18 protein-coding genes are annotated in these 16415 nt (G+C 40.5%); 13 read left to right on the top strand and 5 right to left on the bottom strand.

The genetic code is table 11. The annotated features are described in order from the left end of the window. Window positions 1–411: 411 nt before the first annotated feature. The 10 genes from radC (at window position 412) to JWP71_RS02585 (ending at window position 8630) form a co-directional block, all read left to right on the top strand. A complete protein-coding gene (gene radC / locus JWP71_RS02630) occupies window positions 412–1110 on the top strand; it encodes a DNA repair protein RadC (protein ID WP_299496784.1) in 699 nt (232 codons plus the stop codon). Window positions 1111–1189: 79 nt separating this feature from the next. Beyond that, window positions 1190–1468, top strand: coding sequence for a metalloregulator ArsR/SmtB family transcription factor (locus JWP71_RS02625; protein ID WP_299496782.1), 279 nt, complete (start codon window positions 1190–1192; stop codon window positions 1466–1468). 128 nt (window positions 1469–1596) lie between these two features. Next, a complete protein-coding gene (locus JWP71_RS02620) occupies window positions 1597–2346 on the top strand; it encodes an SDR family oxidoreductase (protein ID WP_299496780.1) in 750 nt (249 codons plus the stop codon). Window positions 2347–2476: 130 nt separating this feature from the next. Further along, window positions 2477–2698 (top strand): hypothetical protein, encoded by a 222-nt coding sequence (locus tag JWP71_RS02615; RefSeq protein ID WP_299496778.1) that lies wholly within the window; start codon window positions 2477–2479, stop codon window positions 2696–2698. A gap of 117 nt (window positions 2699–2815) precedes the next feature. Then, window positions 2816–5215: a phenylalanine--tRNA ligase subunit beta gene (gene pheT, locus JWP71_RS02610; protein ID WP_299496776.1), complete on the top strand. Its 2400-nt coding sequence runs from the start codon at window positions 2816–2818 to the stop codon at window positions 5213–5215. Between the two features lie 122 nt (window positions 5216–5337). Further along, window positions 5338–5622 carry a four helix bundle protein gene (locus JWP71_RS02605; RefSeq protein WP_299496774.1) on the top strand — a complete coding sequence of 95 codons (285 nt, stop codon included), beginning with the start codon at window positions 5338–5340 and terminating at the stop codon, window positions 5620–5622. Window positions 5623–5667: 45 nt separating this feature from the next. Continuing rightward, window positions 5668–5955: a hypothetical protein gene (locus JWP71_RS02600; RefSeq protein WP_299496771.1), complete on the top strand. Its 288-nt coding sequence runs from the start codon at window positions 5668–5670 to the stop codon at window positions 5953–5955. 22 nt (window positions 5956–5977) lie between these two features. Continuing rightward, entirely contained in the window at window positions 5978–6271 is a 294-nt protein-coding gene (locus JWP71_RS02595; RefSeq protein ID WP_299496768.1) for a cell division protein ZapA, read from the top strand. Between the two features lie 230 nt (window positions 6272–6501). Next, a complete protein-coding gene (gene rny / locus JWP71_RS02590) occupies window positions 6502–8067 on the top strand; it encodes a ribonuclease Y (RefSeq protein WP_299496766.1) in 1566 nt (521 codons plus the stop codon). 56 nt (window positions 8068–8123) lie between these two features. Continuing rightward, on the top strand, window positions 8124–8630 hold the full coding sequence (locus tag JWP71_RS02585; RefSeq protein ID WP_299496764.1) for an Mpo1-like protein: 507 nt from the start codon (window positions 8124–8126) through the stop codon (window positions 8628–8630). 63 nt (window positions 8631–8693) lie between these two features. Here the strand turns inward: JWP71_RS02585 and JWP71_RS02580 are convergent, their stop codons facing one another. Further along, window positions 8694–10448 (bottom strand): GNAT family N-acyltransferase, encoded by a 1755-nt coding sequence (locus JWP71_RS02580; RefSeq protein ID WP_299496761.1) that lies wholly within the window; start codon window positions 10446–10448, stop codon window positions 8694–8696. Window positions 10449–10522: 74 nt separating this feature from the next. On the opposite strand from JWP71_RS02580, the gene JWP71_RS02575 reads away from it, so the two are divergent. The 3 genes from JWP71_RS02575 to JWP71_RS02565 all read left to right on the top strand — a co-directional run bounded on the left by JWP71_RS02575 (window position 10523) and on the right by JWP71_RS02565 (window position 13464). After that, window positions 10523–11401: a helix-hairpin-helix domain-containing protein gene (locus JWP71_RS02575; RefSeq protein WP_299496759.1), complete on the top strand. Its 879-nt coding sequence runs from the start codon at window positions 10523–10525 to the stop codon at window positions 11399–11401. After that, on the top strand, window positions 11398–11925 hold the full coding sequence (locus JWP71_RS02570) for an adenine phosphoribosyltransferase (protein WP_299496756.1): 528 nt from the start codon (window positions 11398–11400) through the stop codon (window positions 11923–11925). The genes JWP71_RS02575 and JWP71_RS02570 overlap by 4 nt, the downstream gene beginning before the upstream one ends. Before the next feature lie 366 nt (window positions 11926–12291). Continuing rightward, window positions 12292–13464, top strand: coding sequence for an acyl-CoA dehydrogenase family protein (locus tag JWP71_RS02565; protein WP_299496753.1), 1173 nt, complete (start codon window positions 12292–12294; stop codon window positions 13462–13464). A 58-nt stretch (window positions 13465–13522) separates the two neighbouring features. Here JWP71_RS02565 and JWP71_RS02560 read toward each other — a convergent pair whose 3' ends face one another. From JWP71_RS02560 to JWP71_RS02545, 4 genes are all read right to left on the bottom strand, one after another. Next, on the bottom strand, window positions 13523–14197 hold the full coding sequence (locus JWP71_RS02560) for a hypothetical protein (RefSeq protein ID WP_299496751.1): 675 nt from the start codon (window positions 14195–14197) through the stop codon (window positions 13523–13525). 229 nt (window positions 14198–14426) lie between these two features. After that, window positions 14427–15026, bottom strand: a complete 600-nt coding sequence (locus tag JWP71_RS02555) for an alpha-ketoglutarate-dependent dioxygenase AlkB (protein ID WP_299496749.1) — start codon at window positions 15024–15026, stop codon at window positions 14427–14429. After that, on the bottom strand, window positions 15013–15282 hold the full coding sequence (locus JWP71_RS02550) for an Ada metal-binding domain-containing protein (RefSeq protein ID WP_299496747.1): 270 nt from the start codon (window positions 15280–15282) through the stop codon (window positions 15013–15015). The genes JWP71_RS02555 and JWP71_RS02550 overlap by 14 nt, the downstream gene beginning before the upstream one ends. Before the next feature lie 214 nt (window positions 15283–15496). Next, complete coding sequence (locus JWP71_RS02545) at window positions 15497–16348, bottom strand: methylated-DNA--[protein]-cysteine S-methyltransferase (protein WP_299496745.1); 852 nt, start codon at window positions 16346–16348, stop codon at window positions 15497–15499. Window positions 16349–16415 lie beyond the last annotated feature (67 nt).

The following is a 16415-nucleotide window of genomic DNA, read 5'->3' as shown; positions in this document are numbered from 1 at the left end:
AAGTCGCTCGATCACCCTCTCTTCGCCTTCGGCGGAAAGAGGGTTATTTTATTTTTTTTGAATTATCCCAAGCGTAGCGATGTAGGGGTGAGTAAACGGTGTGCATTGGCGGTAATGTCGCTTTGTTAGTACTCACCCGATCATCGCTAAGTCGCTCGATCACCCTCTCTTCGCCTTCGGCGGAAAGAGGGTTATTTTATTTTTTTTGAATTATCCCAACCCTCTTTCCCGCTTGCGGAAGAGAGGGTCGACAAGCGTAGCGATGTCGGGGTGAGTAATCGCCGCCAAACCATCACCGACTAAGATTTATAGGACTATAGGATTTTAAGATTATTATCATTTTCATTAATACAGCCGTATAGCTATATTTAGCTCATTATTACATTTTATAATCTTTTAATCCTGTAAATTATAGTGCACTACGAGAACAAGATCAGTATCAAATCATGGGCCGAAGAGGACCGTCCGCGTGAAAAGCTGAGCAGCCAGGGCAGGCGCGCCTTAACTGATGCAGAGCTGATAGCTATATTGATCGGATCGGGAAGCCGTACAGAATCGGCAGTGGAACTGAGCAAACGTATGCTGCACCATTACGATAATGATTTGAATAACTTAAGCAAAGCATCTATAAGCGAACTTTCCCGCTTTAAAGGTATCGGCGAAGCCAAAGCTATTTCCATTATAGCCGCGCTTGAAATTGGCCGCAGGCGGAACGATACCGAAGCAAAAGTATTGGATGAAATTAAAGGAAGCAAAGATGCCTACAATATTTTAAAACGCTTTCTGGTAGACCTTAACCACGAAGAGTTTTGGATATTGCTGCTTAACCGGGGCGGGAAAGTAATAGCTAAAGAACTGATAAGTAAAGGCGGACTAGCAGGTACGGTAGCCGACCCGAAAATTATTTTCAATATAGCGTTACAGCATAGCGCGGCATCTATAATGCTGGCGCATAACCATCCGTCGGGACAATTAAAGCCGAGCCAGCTTGATATTGACCTTACCAAAAAAATAGCCAATGCCGGCAGGATGCTGGATATAAATGTGCTCGATCATTTGATTGTGACCAACGAAGGCTTTTATAGCTTTGCTGATGAGGGGATTATTTGATCGCGGAATTAATTAATAAATAAAAATACAAACAAATTACAATTAAATCGAAAAACGTCGATATATTTGCGTCATGATTTTGGATATAAAAAAAGTTGAAAGAATCTCTAAAGCCCTTGGCGATCCATACCGTTTAAAAATAATGGAAATGATCAAAAAGCAAAATGATAATTGGATGCAATGTGCCTGCATTGCTGATAATATTGACCTGGCGCAGTCTACCATTTCGCATCATATAAACCAATTGGTTGATGCCGATTTGCTTATTGCCGAAAAAGATGGGCGCAATGCAAAATACATGGTTAATAAAGAAGTGGTTACCGCATACGTTAATTTTTTAAATCAATTAAAGGGATAAAAAAAATTAAATAAATAATCGATTATTTTAAATATGTCGATTTGTTGTTTATGAGTAATTAGAAGAAAAGGAAATATTATAATAGAATACATCGAAAAATTTAAATATATAAATAAATAAAACAACAAATGAAAAAGTTAGAAAATAAAGTAGCGGTAGTTACAGGTGGTAACAGCGGAATTGGTTTAGCTGCTGCAAAATTATTTGCCGCGCAGGGTGCTAAAGTTACTATAACCGGCCGTAACCAAACCACATTGGATGCCGCGGTTGCAGAAATAGGCGGTGGCTCGATAGGCCTGGTAAGCGATGTGTCTGACCTGAACAATATTAACCAGGTATATGAAAAAGTAAGCGAAACCTTTGGCAAAATTGATGTATTGGTAGTTAACGCAGGCGTATTTATTGCTGCCCCACTGGCCGATTATACCGAAGAAATGTTTGACCAAACCAGCGACATTAATTTTAAAGGCGCTTTCTTCTCGGTACAAAAAGCATTGCCTTATTTAAATAATGGTGCATCTGTTATATTAACCTCATCAGGTGTGAGTAATAAAGCTATGGCAACAGCATCAGCTTACGCGGCCACAAAGGCGGCGGTAACTTCGCTGGCAAGAGGGTTTTCGGCTGAGCTGCTGGATAGGAACATAAGAGTTAATGTACTTTCTCCGGGCCCTATTGAAACACCAATATTTGGCAGGGGCGGCGCAAGTGTTGAGCAAATTGATGGCATGAAAGCCTATATGGCCGATATAACTCCTATAAAACGCTTGGGTAATGTAGAAGAAATTGCCGAAGGCTTTTTGTATTTAGCTTCTGATGATTCAAAATTTATGGTAGGCGGCGACCTGGTGCTTGACGGAGGTTTCAGCAGATTTTAATAGTTGAATTACATTAATAAAAGAGGCGATTAATTTTTTAATCGTCTCTTTTTGTTTAATAAGATTTACCTTTTAATAATTGAAATAACGGGTGTTAAACAGCGTTTTATAATTAATTAAAACTACGATCATGATAACTCCAGGCAACAAAATACCGTTTGATGATTCGGAAGATCAGGATGCGGAAGATCAACAAAGTCAGAATGATATACACAGCAACGGATTTGACGACGACGAACTGATCGGCGATAATACCGAAGATGAATCTGATGCACTTGAGCAGGCTTACGATGCTTCAGAGCCATCATATACGCTTGATTTTGACGATGACGATCCGGATGATGACGAATAGTTTATGAGGTAAAAGCCGAAAGCATAAAGCCGAAAGCTTTTTTAACCTTAGCTTTAAGCTTTTACCTTTCTGCTTTCCGCTCCAAATCCTATCTTTGCCGATTATCGTTTCGTTATAATGAAGATATCCTATAATTGGCTCAAAGAATTTGTTCATACTGATAAAACTCCGGGAGAAATTTCGACCATATTAACCGGTACCGGTTTAGAGGTAGAGAGCGTGGAGAAAGTACAAGCCATACCCGGCGGTTTAGAGGGGCTGGTAATTGGCTATGTTAAAGAAACTACCCAACACCCTAATGCCGACAGGTTAAAAGTTACCAAAGTTGATGTTGGTACCGGCGAGGACCTGCAAATTGTTTGCGGCGCGGCTAATGTTGCTGCCGGACAAAAAGTGGTGGTGGCTACAGTTGGTACAACAGTACATCCAACAAGCGGTGAGCCATTCCCTATCAATAAATCAAAAATTCGTGGTGAAGTGTCCGAAGGGATGATATGCGCCGAGGACGAGATAAGCCTGGGTACAGACCATGCCGGTATAATGGTTCTGGCTGATGATGCCGTTGTTGGCAGCCCGGCTAAAAACTATTTCAAGCTGAATGACGATTATATGTACGAGATTGGTTTAACCCCCAACCGTGCCGACGCGGTTTCGCATTTAGGTACGGCGCGTGATATCGCCGCTTTCTTAAAAATTGGTATTACCAAACCAGATATTTCTGCCTTTAAAGTTGATAATACTGATGGTATTATTGAGGTAGTGGTAGAGAATGAGACGGCAAGTCCGCGGTATGCGGGTGTAACCATTTCGGGTATCACGGTTAAAGAATCACCGCAATGGTTAAAAGAGCGTTTGGCGGTTATAGGCGTGCGTTCTATCAATAATGTGGTTGATGCTACCAATTATGTTTTGCATGACCTTGGGCAGCCGCTGCATGCTTTTGATGCGGATGCAATTAAAGGCAATAAGGTTATTGTTAAGAATTGCCCTGAAGGAACTTTGTTTAAAACACTGGATGACGTAGAGCGCAAACTCTCTGTCGATGACCTGATGATCTGCAACGCGGAAACGCCTATGTGTATAGCCGGGGTATTTGGCGGCGCCGAATCGGGTGTTAAAGCAACCACAACCAGTATATTCTTAGAAAGCGCTTATTTTAACGCGGTTTCTATTCGTAAAACAGCTAAAAGACATGGCTTAAAAACCGATGCGTCTTTCCGCTTTGAGCGTGGTACCGATCCTGATATGGTAATCTTCGCTTTAAAGCGTGCCGCGCTTTTAATTAAAGAAATTGCCGGCGGATCGATATCATCAAACATTGTTGATCTGTATCCTAACCCGGTGGCACCGTTTGATGTAGACCTGTTATACAGCCACGTTCACCGTTTAATAGGCCAGGTTATTCCGCACGAAGAGATAAAGAATATCATTAAAGCTTTAGATATTGAAATTGTAAGCGAATCTGCCGAAGGCTTAATATTAAAAGTGCCCCCTTACCGTGTTGATGTAACCCGCGATGTGGACGTGATAGAAGAGATACTACGCATTTACGGCTATAATAATATCTATATACCAACACAGGTGCGCGCGTCGCTTAGCACGTCGCCAAGGCCGGAGAAAGATACCGTGCAAAATCTTTTATCAGACCTGTTAACTGCTAATGGCTTTAACGAGATCATATCTAACTCGTTAACAAAATCAGCTTACGCTGATAATTTAGATAATGCAGTTAAGATATTGAACCCGCTAAGTTCTGATCTGGATGTGATGCGCCAAACTATGCTGTACTCGGGGTTAGAAGCGATAGCTTATAACCAAAACCGCCAAAATGCTGATATTAAATTTTATGAGTTTGGTAAAGTATACAGCGTTAAGGATGATAAATATAATGAGAGCCAGCGTTTTGCTATTTTTATGAGTGGCGCTACAGCATCTGCTCAATGGAACCAAAAGGCAACATCAGCTACTTTTTATAATTTGAAAGCTATTGTAGATGGTATCCTGCAAAAACTAAATATTGCCGATGTGGTGGTTGAAGATAGCACCTGCAAAAAATTGGCTTACGGACTAAACTATAACCACAACAATAAAACGCTGGTTAAATTTGGCCAGGTAGCAACAACTGCCCTTAAAAAAGCCGATGTTGATAAAGATGTTTTTTATGCTGATTTTAGTCTCGACCAGTTATTAAATATCGTTAAAAAGAACAAAATAGTTTACCAGGATATTTCTAAGTTCCCGGCCGTAAAACGCGATCTTTCTATGCTTATTGATAAAAGCGTTTCGTTTGGGCAGTTAAAACAAATCGCTCAGCGTACAGAACGTAAGTTGTTAAAAGAGATCAACGTATTTGATGTGTACGAAGGCGATAAGCTTCCGGCAGGAAAAAAATCATACGCGCTAAGTTTTATTTTGCAGGACAGCGAAAAAACGCTAACCGATAAAGCAATAGATGCTATCATGCAAAAATTAATTTATAACTTAGAGAAGGAAGCGGGAGCGAGTATTAGGAAATAAAGATTGGTGATTGAAGATTAAAGATTAGGCTTAGCATGAAGGCATTTATTGATTTGGAAGTTGGCAAAAATCGAGAGAGTTAAGGATCAAGATTTCCGAATTAACTAAATCATTTCCGTCTGATGAAAAAATATAGATTAGCAGACCAAATCATTCGTTCATCGAGATCAATAGGAAATAATATTGCTGAAGGTCATGGCAGATTTCATTATGTCGATTCTTCAAGATTTCTGATAACGGCTCGTGGGTCACTAACCGAAACAGTAGATCATTTAATAATTGCGTTAGATGAAAAATATATAACAGACGAGATTTTTAATAAATTTAAGGCCGATTGCGAAGTGTGTTTAAGAATGTTAAACGGATACATCAACTATTTAAGAAATCAACAACCAACAAAAAATTAATTAACCAGACAATACCAATCTTTAATCTTCAATCACCAATCTCCAATGAGCACAGCAAATCAACTCAACACAGTAATCGACAAGACCCAGCGCTTGATCGAGCTTTGTGCTGCTTTGCAGGAGGAGAATGACCTGTTGAAATTAGAGAACGACAGCTTAACATCGGCACTAAATGCCGGCAAAAATAAGATCAAAGATCTCGACGAAAAGATGCGCGCGGTGAAGTTTGCAAAATCTTTTTCAGAAACAAATGAAAAAAGTCTTGACATAAAGCAAAAAATTAACGAATTTGTGCAAGAAATAGATAAGTGCATTGTATTACTTAAAAAGTAATACATAAAGTGAACAAGCTCAGATGGGAGAAATCTCAATAAAAATAAATATTGCTGACAGAGTTTACCCCTTAAAGGTGAACATGGAAGAGGAAGAAATAATACGTAGGGCAGCTAAGTTGATAAACGACCGCATAAAAGAATACCAGGAAAATTATGCGGTTAGGGATAAGCAAGATTTGCTTGCAATGAGTGTGTTGCACTATGCAACATCATCATTAAAAGCAGAGAAAAAAGTTACGGTCGAGGATTCGGAAGTAGCAGAAAAGGTTTATCAGTTAGATCATTTATTGTCTGATTTTTTTTCTAAACAATAACGTTCTTTAACATATAACAGAGCCAATTAAGATTTAACCGCGGTTGAATTCTATGTTTCACTATTAAAAACTTAACACTTCAATATCTACGGATCAGGAAGGCGTGCGTTACTCATCAAGTTTAACGGTAACCCATGATTCTAAATATCTGTAATGAAGTTTTTATATACATGACACGTAAAGTTTAGTCGCGGTTTTTTTATTTATATACTAACAATAAACCTTTAAAAATGAATAACATATTATACATCATAATCGGGCTGCTGATAGGCATTCCGTCGGGTATCGTCGTAGGGCGGTTCCTGCTCAGAAAACTATTTAAGGATCAGGAAACATCAGCACAACATAAAGTAAAGAAAATACTTAAGGATGCAGAGAACGATGCCGAGATACTAAGAAAAAATAAATTGCTTGAAGCAAAAGAACGCTTTTTACAAATGAAGGCCGAGCACGAGCAAGAAATAAACAGCAAAAATAACGACATTAATCAGCGTGTAAATGAGGTTAAACAAAAGGAGCAATCTTATAATTCTCGTTTAGAAAACATTACCCGCAAGGAAACAGATCTGGATAATACCCGCAAAAACCTGGAGCGCCAAACAGAAATTGTTGTTAAAAAACAAGAGGATGTAGAAGCGTTAAAAAATCAGCATGTTGAGCAATTAGAAAACATTGCCGGTCTGTCTGCCGAAGATGCGAAGAGTCAGTTGATAGAAAACCTGTTGGAAGACGCGCGTTCAAAAGCGATGATCCAGATAAAAGACATTGTTGACGAAGCCAAGCTTACCGCTACCAAAGAGGCTAAGAAAATTGTTATCCAAACCATACAACGTACCGCTACCGAAAGCGCTATAGAGAATACGGTTTCTATTTTCAATATTGAAAACGATGAAATAAAGGGCCGTATCATTGGGCGCGAGGGACGTAATATCCGCGCGCTGGAAGCAGCTACCGGAATTGAAATTATTGTTGATGACACACCGGAAGCAATTATTCTTTCCGGATTTGATCCGGTACGGCGCGAAATTGCCCGCTTAGCCATGCACCGCTTGGTAACCGACGGGCGTATACACCCGGCGCGTATAGAGGAGATTGTTGCTAAAACCAAAAAGCAGATAGAAGAAGAAATTGTAGAGATAGGCGAGCGTACTGTAATTGATTTGGGTATTACCGGCTTACATCCCGAACTGATACGCATGGTTGGCCGTATGCGCTACCGGTCATCATACGGGCAAAACCTGCTGCAGCACTCGCGCGAGGTTGCTAACTTCTGCGCCACTATGGCTGCCGAATTAGGGCTTAACGTTAAGCTTGCCAAACGTGCAGGCTTACTGCATGATATTGGTAAAGTACCTGATGATAACCCTGAGCTGCCTCACGCTATTTTGGGTATGCAGTTAGCCGAAAAATATAAGGAGCATCCTGAGGTTTGCAACGCTATCGGTGCTCACCATGATGAGGTTGAAATGACTTCCATGTTATCGCCTATCATTCAGGTTTGTGATGCCATATCGGGCGCACGCCCCGGCGCACGCCGAGAGGTGGTTGAAAGCTATATCAAGCGATTAAAAGAGCTGGAAGAACTGGCGATGTCATACCCGGGTGTTGAGAAAACCTTCGCTATACAGGCTGGCCGTGAACTTCGTGTTGTAGTAGAAAGCGAAAAAATAAGCGACGCGGAATCAGAAATATTAGCCGCCGACATATCAAACCGCATACAAACAGAAATGACCTATCCGGGCCAGATCAAGGTTACCGTTATCAGAGAAACCCGGTCGGTAGCATTTGCTAAGTAATTTTAAATAACTCAGATAATAAAAGCGATGATTAACCCATCGCTTTTTTAGTGAATATGAAAAATCAAAAGATAGAAAAGCGCCCGGTTGATGTTTTGATTGACCGCTATGCCGAATTTCATAAAAAGCCTGCAAACCGGTATATTAACTATATCTGCATTCCGCTTATATCGTTTAGCATATTGGGGTTTGTATGGTCAATTCCTTTTCCGCATCTTAATTTTTTAGGCAGCTATAATGGTTATTTAAACTGGGCCTCGTTTTTAATAGCGCTGGTTATTTATTTCTATATGAAGCTGTCGCCAATCATATCGTATATTATGTTGATTGTGTTGTTTGTGTTTACTTTTTGCATTATACAATTAGAAGGCTGGCAAAAAACCGGCGGCCCCATCTTACCCCAAATGTGTGTGGTTGTATTTGTAACTGCCAACATTATTCAGTTTATAGGCTATAGGATAGAAGGTAAAAAACCAATTTTTGTAGAAAATTTTAAGTTTTTGGGAATAGAACCGATTTGGTTATTGAGTTTGGTTTTAAAGCGGTTTGGGGTAAAGTATTAATCAGCCCTTCTACTCCTACACGTCATCCTATACAAACATAGGATGACGCTTAAATAGAGAGGGCTACAAATTCTTCCCCAATTTCTCCAAAATATCCTGCGGTACCTGCTCCAAATCAAGCACCAGGAATCCATCCAAACAATCGGCAAACTTAGGGTCGATATTAAAGCTGATGATCTTTGCATTTAGCGCGATATATTGCCGAAGCAGTACCGGTACCTTAATATGATCCGTTTCTATTTGCGATATTAAATTGTCAAGGGTTTTAAAAGTATCCTCGCCCTCCATCAATATATCAGTATCAATACTTGAAAAATCAACCTTGAATTTTTTGCGCGGCTTAACATACTGCGCCAGGTCATGATCAAAGTGATTACGGTTAATGTAATCAACAATTAAAGATTTGGAGAATTTAGAGAACGTATTGCTGATACTTACCGGCCCAATTAAATACCGGTAACGCGGGTTGTCTATCAAATACTTTAATATGCCTTTCCAAAGTAAAAACAGGGGCAGGGGCTTTAACTGATATTCCTTTCGTATCCATGAGCGGCCCAGCTCCATACTTTTTCTAAGGATGGGGGTAAACTGCTCCATTATTTTAAACAGCTCGGTAATGTAAAAACCATCTTTGCCCAGGCTGTAAAATATCTCATCTCCCATACCTATGCGGTAAGCGCCTACCACCATTTTTGCTTCCGTATCCCAAATAAACAGGTGATGATAGTAAATATCATACTCATCAAGATCGGTAGCTTTGTTGGTGCCTTCACCAATTTCCCTGAAAGTTACTTCGCGCAAGCGGCCAATCTCGCGTATGGTATACGGAATGGCAGATGTTGGTACAATAAACACTTCGTAATTTTTTTCAACCCAAACCGTATAGTCATCCCTTAAGGATGCTACTTCTTTTTCAAGTAGAGCAGGATTAATGGCCTTAACTATTTCCTGTTCTGTTTTTTTTATTTTGAAAAGATTACGCGGATTGAATATCCTTTTTTCCTCTTCCAGGCCGGTACCCAAAGCATACGTACGGGCCCTTAAATAATTAAGCAGTTTGGTGCTGTTGTTATTATCAGGAATATCTTCAACTTTAATAGGCTTGCCAATGCGTAACCTTATGGTTTGCCCTTGTTTGTTAAACAACTCTGATGGTAGCTTTGCTGTTCTTAAAGCAGGATGTATCATGCTCAACAAATTAAACAGCAAACCGTTGTTGCCATGAAAGTAGATAGGCACCACGGGCACCTTTGCCTTGGCAATGATCTTGCCTACAACCGGGTGCCACATGCGGTCTGTAACTTCTTGCTTATCTAATTTAAAAGTTGATACCTCACCAGCCGGAAAAATACCTATCGGTGTGCCATCGGCCAGTAGCTGCAAGGTGTTTTTTAAGCCACTAATGCTTGATGAATGGTCAATATTTTCAAACGGGTTTACAGCGATAAAATAATCGCTCAGGTTAGGTATTTTTTTCAGCAGGAAGTTAGCCATCAGTTTGGCATCTGGCCGGGCCATTAACAGTATTTTTAAAAGTACCAGGCCCTCAATGCCGCCGTAAGGGTGGTTGGCGATGGCAATAAAGCTACCGGTGGATGGTATATTTCTTAACTCTTTTTCGTCAAACTCAATTTCAACGCCGCAACCTTTTAAAATAGCATCTATAAACTCAATGCCTTGTTTTGGCTGTGCTGCTTCAAACAGGGCGTTCACTTGGTTTATTTTCATCAGCTCCATCAGGAAAGATGCAAGTCCGGGCATTTTCAACTTATCCAGCTTGGTGGCCTTGGCAAACTCTTCGGTGGTTATAATTTTCATTTAAATATTAGTAGGGGATGTGAGGGTAAATATCTCTAAATTTATTACTTTAATGGCAGATTTAAACCTAATCAATGAGGTCACGCATAAAAAGTTACTTATCCATAACCAAAAAAGAATGGAACGGAATGGTAGTATTACTTATTATAATTGCGGTGGTTTTGGCAGCGCCTTATGTTTATCAATACTTCCGCAAAGATAATGTTATAAATTTTAAAGATTTTGACAAGGATGTGGCCCTGCTTAATCAAGCCAAAGGAAGTGATGCATCTGATTATAGTGATAGCGGCGAGCCATTATCTGATGAGAAGGTAGCCAACCCTGTGCTATTTGTTTTTAACCCAAACAACCTGCCTGCCGAACAATGGAAGCAACTGGGCCTGAGCGGGCGGCAAATCAGCATAATAAAACATTACGAGGCCAAAGGCGGCCATTTTAATAAGAAGGAAGATGTGCAGAAAATATATGGCATTACTGCAGATGATTATAAAAGGTTAGCGCCCTATATTAATATCCCCGGGGCGGAATACACAGCTGATAAATTAACTCCCGGCGAGACTATTGAAATTAACAGTGCCGACTCTGCCAAACTAACCCGTATACGTGGCATCGGCCCTGCTTTTGCTGCGCGGATAGTGGCCTATCGTCAACGGCTGGGCGGGTTTTTAAGTAAAGAGCAGCTAAAAGAAGTTTACGGTATTGATACCATCAAGTATGCCGAAATTAAAAGCCAGGTAAGTATTAATCCATCACGTATCACCAAAATAAAGATCAACGAGGTTGACTTTGACGGGTTAAGAAAGTTCCCCTACCTCACCAATAAACAAACCAACGCGGTTATTCAATACCGCAATCAGCATGGTAATTACCAGTCTGTTGCTGATATGAAGAATATAGTGATACTTGATGACGGAATTTTGCGTAAAATTGAACCATATTTAGTTTTTAAATGATAGAGCAGCAAATAAAATCAGCCGTACGCGATATACCGGATTTCCCTAAGCCGGGCATTATATTTAAAGATATTACCACCATATTAAAAGATCCCGTATTGTGCGAGGGTATTGTTGATGCCTTTGTTGAGAAACTGCAGGGCATCCGTATTGATGCCATAGCCGGGGTAGAGAGCCGCGGGTTTTTATTCGGGCTAACGCTGGCAACTAAGCTGCGTGTGCCATTTATACCGGTGCGCAAGGCGGGTAAGCTGCCTTATACTATCAAACAAAAAAAGTACGACCTGGAATATGGCTCGGCAGTTATTGAAATGCATACCGATGCTTTTGCACCCGGCGATCATATACTATTGCATGATGACCTGCTGGCAACCGGCGGCACCGTAACCGCAGCCAGCGAACTGATACAGGAAATGGGCGGCATAGTATGCGGCTTTTCATTTGTGGTGGGTTTAGGTTTTTTAAAAGGCAGAAAGAAGATTACACCAATTAGTGATAAGATAGTAGTGCTGGCCGAGTATTAGTAAGGCGGGTCGCTTTGCGAAAGCGAGCAGGTGCACAAACGAATCAGAATTTGGATATAATTATCTCTTCTTTTCCTCGTCATCCTATACAAACATAGGATGACGCGCGCTGAGTGGGCAGTGCATATGTATGAGCGGTATACATGTACAAACTGGCGCGCATCCAACGTTTGCTCGAAGAAACTCATGATTTTATGGGTGATAAAATTAATTTTTTTTAATACTATGCATGCATAATAAAATAGGTTTAAATCAACTAAACCTATTATTTGAACCGTATACCAATTTGGTCCCTTTTTACGGTGGTTTGGAATGAAACTAATCCGTTTTTTTTAGCGTTACTTTGCTATAAATCAATTAGAAAACATGGATACTTTACTAGCAGATATACCTTCAGGATACAATTTTTCTACTACAGATAACCAGGCATTGGTGGGCCGGATGGCCAAAGATTTTGCCGAAAAAAATATACGCCCCTTTGTAATGGAATGGGACGAAGCGCAGACCTTCCCGGTTGAGCTGTTTAAGAAATTGGGCCAACAAGGCATGATGGGTGTGCTGGTTCCCGAAGAATATGGCGGTTCGGGCTTCAGCTATTTTGAGTATGTTACGGTTATTGTAGAGATAGCAAAAGTATGCGGATCGATAGGTTTATCGGTAGCGGCACATAACTCACTTTGTACCGGGCATATCCTGGCATTTGGTAACGAAGAGCAAAAACATAAATGGTTGCCCAAACTGGCATCGGCCGAATGGATTGGCGCCTGGGGATTAACCGAAGCCAATACTGGGTCGGATGCTTTAGGCATGGAAACCACCGCAGTTTTAAAGGGCGACCATTATTTGGTTAACGGATCTAAAAACTGGATAACCCATGGCAAATCTGGCGATGTGGCCGTTGTTATGGTACGCACCGGTAATAAAGGAGACTCCAACGGCATATCCGCGCTGGTTATAGAAAAAGGAACGCCCGGTTTTACCCACGGTAAAAAAGAAAACAAACTGGGCATGCGCGCATCAGAAACCACAGAGCTGGTATTTGATAATTGCCGTGTACCTAAAGAAAATTTATTAGGCATAGAGGGAGAGGGCTTTAAACAAGCCATGAAGGTGTTAGACGGTGGGCGTATATCTATCGCCGCGCTATCATTAGGTATTGCTAAAGGCGCTTTTGAGGCCGCGGTTACTTATGCCAAGCAACGCCGCCAGTTTGGGCAGGCTATTGCAAATTTCCAGGGGATATCGTTTAAACTGGCAGATATGGCTACCGAAATTGAAGCTGCCGAGCTATTAATTATGCAGGCTGCTGATTTGAAGAACAGGCATAAGCCGGTAACTAAACAATCGGCCATGGCGAAATACTTCGCATCAGAAGTAGCAGTAAAATGCGCTACCGAGGCGGTACAGATCTTCGGCGGCTATGGCTATACCAAAGATTTTCCGGTAGAGAAATATTACCGCGACGCGAAGCTTTGTACTATTGGTGAAGGTACTTCCGAAATTCAGAAGATCGTTATCAGTAGGGAGATATTGAGGTAATTATAAAATAATAGCCTTACAAAGTTTAGCAAACTTTGTAAGGCTATTATTTGAGATGCTATTTACCACCAAAAACCAAAAATGCAGTTAGCGTTAATCCGCTGTTTATAAAATGCAATCCAAAATTTTCATTTGAACCGGTGTTTATGTCTCCACTGGTTTTGTTGTGATAGTAGTTTAAACTTGCAAGCGTTGCTGCAAAGCCCAGCTTGTTTGACGGGTAATATACCAGGTCAAAATTCCCACTCGCGCTTAAACCATTACTGGTACTACTGCCGTTGTTATAAGCGGAGAAAGATGAATTGGTATAGGTGGTTTTGGTACGGTTATAACCTACATTAGGACCTACTCTAAAGCCAAATTTATTGTTGTATAACACATACTTTCTAAAAAAAACATTTACACCATAACCATTACTGTTTTGGCTATTTGACTGATCGCCGCTGTAAGGGATTGTCCCGTAGCTTTGCTTTGCGTTAAAGTAAGATAACCCGCCGCCTAACTCTGATCCATTAGCAATAAAATAGCCGTAACTGGGCCCAACATTAAAACTGCTGTACTTATTATTGCCCTGCGTACTCACCCCGGAAAGTTCGTTTATAATACTGGAAGTGTTAGACGAATGGGAGTAATCTAAGGTAAGCCCTAATGTCTGGTTACCTTTTTGCGTTTGAGCATTTGTAATTTGATAAGCGCAAAAAAATGCCGCGCATAGGCAGATGATTTTTTTCATGTGATAAATGATTTAAGATGAGTGGTAGTAACGGCAGAAATATTTAGATATTGCATTTTAGGCCCAATGAGGGCACTTTTTTAATAAATTTTACCTTCAATAATATAAAATCAAAAGCAGCGTTTTATCTGGCTTGTTAAGGTTTATAAGTCTTGAATAATGCTGATTAGTTGTTGTTTATCAATAGTAGTATTGATAAAATTTCCCTACAACTATCTCACTGATGCGCTTACACCATCGTCCTAAATGTCAAATTTACCCTCGGTGTAATAACCTTTTTTGATTTAGGCAAACTATGCAGCCAATTACTTTGTGTAGCGCCTTTCATTACCAGCAGACTGCCATTTTCCAGTATCAATGAAACGGGTTCTTTGCTTACGCGATGTTTTAACGCGAATTTGCGTTCGGCGCCAAAACTTAATGACGCAATGGATGTGTTTTTTCCTAATGATTTTTCATCATCTCTGTGCCAGGCCATTCCTTCATCACCGGTGTGATATAAATTAAGCAGGCAGGAGTTATATTGTTCGCCGGTTAATTCTTCTACCAACGTTTTAAGTTCTAACAATTCTTTGGTCCAGCTTAAAGCTTGTTTGGTAGTGTTAGAGTAGGTGTAACTATATCCATCATTGCCATACCAGGCCACCTTGCGTTTGGTAATGATGTGCCTGCCAAAAATTACGGCTTCATCGTTTTTCCATTGTATAGTGTTCAGCAAAATATCCAGGTAATTATCGGCTTCTGTTGTTTCCATTACTTTGCCATAATAATTTACCACCCCATCATGCGATAATAAATTGATAGTATTATCTATTTTAAATAGTTCCATTTTTTAATTTCCATAGTTTGTATTGCGCCTGCATGCAGTGTCCGCATGGGCGATAGCCTTTACTTATTGCTTCCTGTTCGTTTTGAAAAAACACCCTGTTTTCAGGTTTCATCCGCTTGCCAGATCCGCAGGTTAACTTACCATATATCTTTGCTTTTTTATAGCCGGCCAGTTTAATTTGGCCTTTGGCGATAAGGGTTTGCAATGCGCGTAAACAGGTAAAACTGCTGTCTCCTAAATCAGAATGATTAAGCATAAAAATTTTGTTTCACCAAGTCTAAAACCGTCTTATTGTAAGTTGTTTATAATCAATAATATAAAAGAATTTTATTCATAAAAATACAGACGAATAAGTTGTTACATTTTGTTACATCACTTTTTCACAATAAACTTGTTTTCAATAAGTTAACTCTAAATCTTGTTACACTTGTTACATTTTGTTACACTATTTCGTGTAACAAAACAAGAGATTATACCCCCGCGAACGCTTTCGAAGCTTCCCACCCAATCATGGCATTTTTACGCTGGCTCCCCCAGTGGTACTGCCCCGTTTCGCCGGTTGATTTGATTACCCTATGGCAAGGAATTAAAAACGCTACCGGGTTATCGCCCACTGCCGACCCCACTGCCCGGCTGGCATTAGGGTTTTGCAAATTACCCGCCAGGCCGCCGTAGGTAATTAAACCGCCCATAGGCACTTTTAATAAAGTTTCCCAAACCTTTAGCTGGAAGGGGGTTCCTTTTAAATGGAGTTTAATATCGCTCAATTTGCTCCAGTCCTGCGTAAAAATGAAGATGGCGTTTTGCTGCATAGTATCCAGAAATTGGTTGTAGGTAGCATTGGGGAAGCATTTTTGCAATTCGGCAAAAGCTTCGACTTCATCATCATCTGCAAAAGCCATATAGCAAATGCCTTTTGTGGTAGATGCAACCAGCATGGTACCAAACGGACTTTCGGCAAAGCTGTAATTGATATGGAGTTGCTCGCCGCCGTTCTTGTATTCGCCGGGCGTCATGCCTTCTACTTTTATAAACAGGTCATGCAATCTGCCGGTGCCGGAAAGGCCGGTCTGGTAAGCGGCATCAAATAGCGATGCTTGTTTATCTTTTAAAATGAATTTGGCATGTTCAATGCTGAGGTACTGTAAAAACTGTTTTGGGGTTACACCTGCCCAATCCTTAAACATTCGCTGAAAATGGAATGGACTTAGGCTTACATGCCGGGCAGCCTGCTCTAACGTGGGTTGCAGTTTATGGTTCAGCCTTAAATAGTCTATTGCTTCGGCTATTCTGTTATAATCAATTTCGTACTGCGTTTCCATAATTTTTATCATTTAATGATACAAATATACCGGCTTGCAAAACGCTGTGAAACCCGATTCTTGCGGA

The sequence above is a fragment of the Mucilaginibacter sp. genome, from assembly GCF_028287845.1.
In the GTDB taxonomy this organism is placed as follows: Bacteria; Bacteroidota; Bacteroidia; order Sphingobacteriales; family Sphingobacteriaceae; genus Mucilaginibacter.
Note: the sequence above shows the minus strand (reverse complement) of the source record. Positions and strands in the feature narration are given on the sequence as shown.

Bases quoted from the DNA above. Each gene is read 5' to 3' on its own strand.
- JWP71_RS02620 (WP_299496780.1), top strand. From the start codon at position 1,597: ATGAAAAAGTTAGAAAATAAAGTAGCGGTAGTTACAGGTGGTAACAGC.
- JWP71_RS02615 (WP_299496778.1), top strand. From the start codon at position 2,477: ATGATAACTCCAGGCAACAAAATACCGTTTGATGATTCGGAAGATCAG.
- pheT (WP_299496776.1), top strand. From the start codon at position 2,816: ATGAAGATATCCTATAATTGGCTCAAAGAATTTGTTCATACTGATAAA.
- JWP71_RS02605 (WP_299496774.1), top strand. From the start codon at position 5,338: ATGAAAAAATATAGATTAGCAGACCAAATCATTCGTTCATCGAGATCA.
- JWP71_RS02600 (WP_299496771.1), top strand. From the start codon at position 5,668: ATGAGCACAGCAAATCAACTCAACACAGTAATCGACAAGACCCAGCGC.
- JWP71_RS02595 (WP_299496768.1), top strand. From the start codon at position 5,978: ATGGGAGAAATCTCAATAAAAATAAATATTGCTGACAGAGTTTACCCC.
- rny (WP_299496766.1), top strand. From the start codon at position 6,502: ATGAATAACATATTATACATCATAATCGGGCTGCTGATAGGCATTCCG.
- JWP71_RS02585 (WP_299496764.1), top strand. From the start codon at position 8,124: ATGAAAAATCAAAAGATAGAAAAGCGCCCGGTTGATGTTTTGATTGAC.
- JWP71_RS02580 (WP_299496761.1), bottom strand. From the start codon at position 10,448: ATGAAAATTATAACCACCGAAGAGTTTGCCAAGGCCACCAAGCTGGAT.
- JWP71_RS02575 (WP_299496759.1), top strand. From the start codon at position 10,523: ATGAGGTCACGCATAAAAAGTTACTTATCCATAACCAAAAAAGAATGG.
- JWP71_RS02570 (WP_299496756.1), top strand. From the start codon at position 11,398: ATGATAGAGCAGCAAATAAAATCAGCCGTACGCGATATACCGGATTTC.
- JWP71_RS02565 (WP_299496753.1), top strand. From the start codon at position 12,292: ATGGATACTTTACTAGCAGATATACCTTCAGGATACAATTTTTCTACT.
- JWP71_RS02560 (WP_299496751.1), bottom strand. From the start codon at position 14,197: ATGAAAAAAATCATCTGCCTATGCGCGGCATTTTTTTGCGCTTATCAA.
- JWP71_RS02555 (WP_299496749.1), bottom strand. From the start codon at position 15,026: ATGGAACTATTTAAAATAGATAATACTATCAATTTATTATCGCATGAT.
- JWP71_RS02550 (WP_299496747.1), bottom strand. From the start codon at position 15,282: ATGCTTAATCATTCTGATTTAGGAGACAGCAGTTTTACCTGTTTACGC.
- JWP71_RS02545 (WP_299496745.1), bottom strand. From the start codon at position 16,348: ATGGAAACGCAGTACGAAATTGATTATAACAGAATAGCCGAAGCAATA.